Here is a 1,440-nt window from a genome sequence, read left to right as displayed (position 1 = left end):
GCCGGCGCCCTCCCGCGGGCCGCCCGGTCCCGGCCCGCCGCGCTGGCCGCGCTCGACCCACCGAGCGACCCGGAGGCGCGGCGGCGCTGCTGGGGCGGGGCGGCCGCGGTCTCGCTGTTCGCCGGGCGGTTCGACGAGGCCCGTCGGCTCTGGACGGACGCGGCCGCGGTCGCGGAGCAGCCGTGCGTCTACCTCGCGAGCGCCGCGTTGGCCGCGGCGTACGGCGGCGACCGGACCGGCGCCGTCGAACTCGTCCGACGCGCGCTGGACGCCGAGCGTGCCCGCCCCTGCACCGCGCACCGCGCGTTCGCCCGGTACGCCGAGGGGGAGGCGCTGGCGGCGGACGACCCCGCGGCGGCCGACACCGCCTACGCGTCGGCGATCGTGCTCGCCCGAGGGTGCGGCGCCGGGTTCGTCGAGGGCGTGGCTCTGGTCGGGCAGGCGTCGGTGTGGGAGTCGACCGGCGACCTGGACGCGGCGGTACGCGGCTACCGGGCACTGCTGGACTACTGGAACCGCACCGGCAACGCCACCCAGCTCTGGACGACGATCCGGAACGTCGCCCGGCTCCTGGCCGAGATCCGCCGGGTCGCCGACGCCTCGCTGCAGCGGCCGGCCGCGGACGGGGCGGCGTCCGCGTCCCGGCTCACCGGCGCCGAGTCCGAGCGGGACGCACGGGAGCGGGCGCAGCTCGCCGACCGGCTCGGCGCCGAGACCGTGACCGCGCTGGAGGAGCGCGCCCGGACGCTCACCGCGGCCGGAGCGTCGGCGGTGGCCAGGGCCGCGCTCGACGACGTGCCGGCAGGTCAGCCGCAGTGCTCGTAGGGGCTGTCGTACCGGACGCCGCCCGCCGAACCGCCCCACTTCACGCAGGTGGCCGCCGCGGCCGCGCGGATCGGACCGGCGTAGTACGCGAACTTCCCGGTCTCGGCGACCTTGGTCTTCCCCTTGACCTGCAGGTACGCGGTCGCGGACGTCTTCTTCCCGATCGACGTGCGCTTCAGCGTGACCACGCAGTTGCGGCCGCTGCTCTTGGAGAACAGCAGGTAGACCGTGCCGGCGACGGTCCCGCTCGACTTCTTGAGCGACGCCGAGTCGACGACGCGGTAGCCGCTGCCGCAGACCTCAGCCGCGGTGTACGGGTTCTTCGCCGGGGTGGACCCCGGCGTCGAGCTTTCGGTCGCGGCGGGTTTCTTCTTGCTGGGGGACGCCGAGGGCTGCGGCGTTCCGGTAGGCGATCCGGTCGGGGTGGCGCCGTCGGTCGGGGTGCCGGTCGCGGCCGAGCCGTCCACCCGGGGGCTCGTCGGGGCGCCGGTGTCGCGTCCGGACTCGTCACCGACCGTCGTCGTCCCGGCGACCGATTGGTCGGCGCCGGGGTTCAGCGCGACCGCGCCGATGATCGTCGTGACCCCGAGCACCAGGGCCGCGGCTCCGGCCACG

At 76.6% G+C, this 1,440-nt stretch carries 2 pseudogenes; one reads left to right on the top strand and one right to left on the bottom strand.

What is annotated here, in order from left to right:
• Positions 1-825 (top strand): annotated as a pseudogene (locus tag ABEB28_RS37240) (hypothetical protein); the annotation flags it as partial.
• On the opposite strand, the pseudogene ABEB28_RS37235 reads toward ABEB28_RS37240, so the two are convergent.
• A pseudogene (locus ABEB28_RS37235) lies at positions 807-1,440 on the bottom strand (hypothetical protein); the annotation flags it as partial. The pseudogenes ABEB28_RS37240 and ABEB28_RS37235 overlap by 19 nt on opposite strands.

Source organism: Cryptosporangium minutisporangium, from assembly GCF_039536245.1.
Taxonomy (GTDB): domain Bacteria; phylum Actinomycetota; class Actinomycetes; order Mycobacteriales; family Cryptosporangiaceae; genus Cryptosporangium; species Cryptosporangium minutisporangium.
The sequence above is the reverse complement of the archived record's forward strand: the minus strand, read 5'-3'. Positions and strand labels throughout refer to the sequence as shown.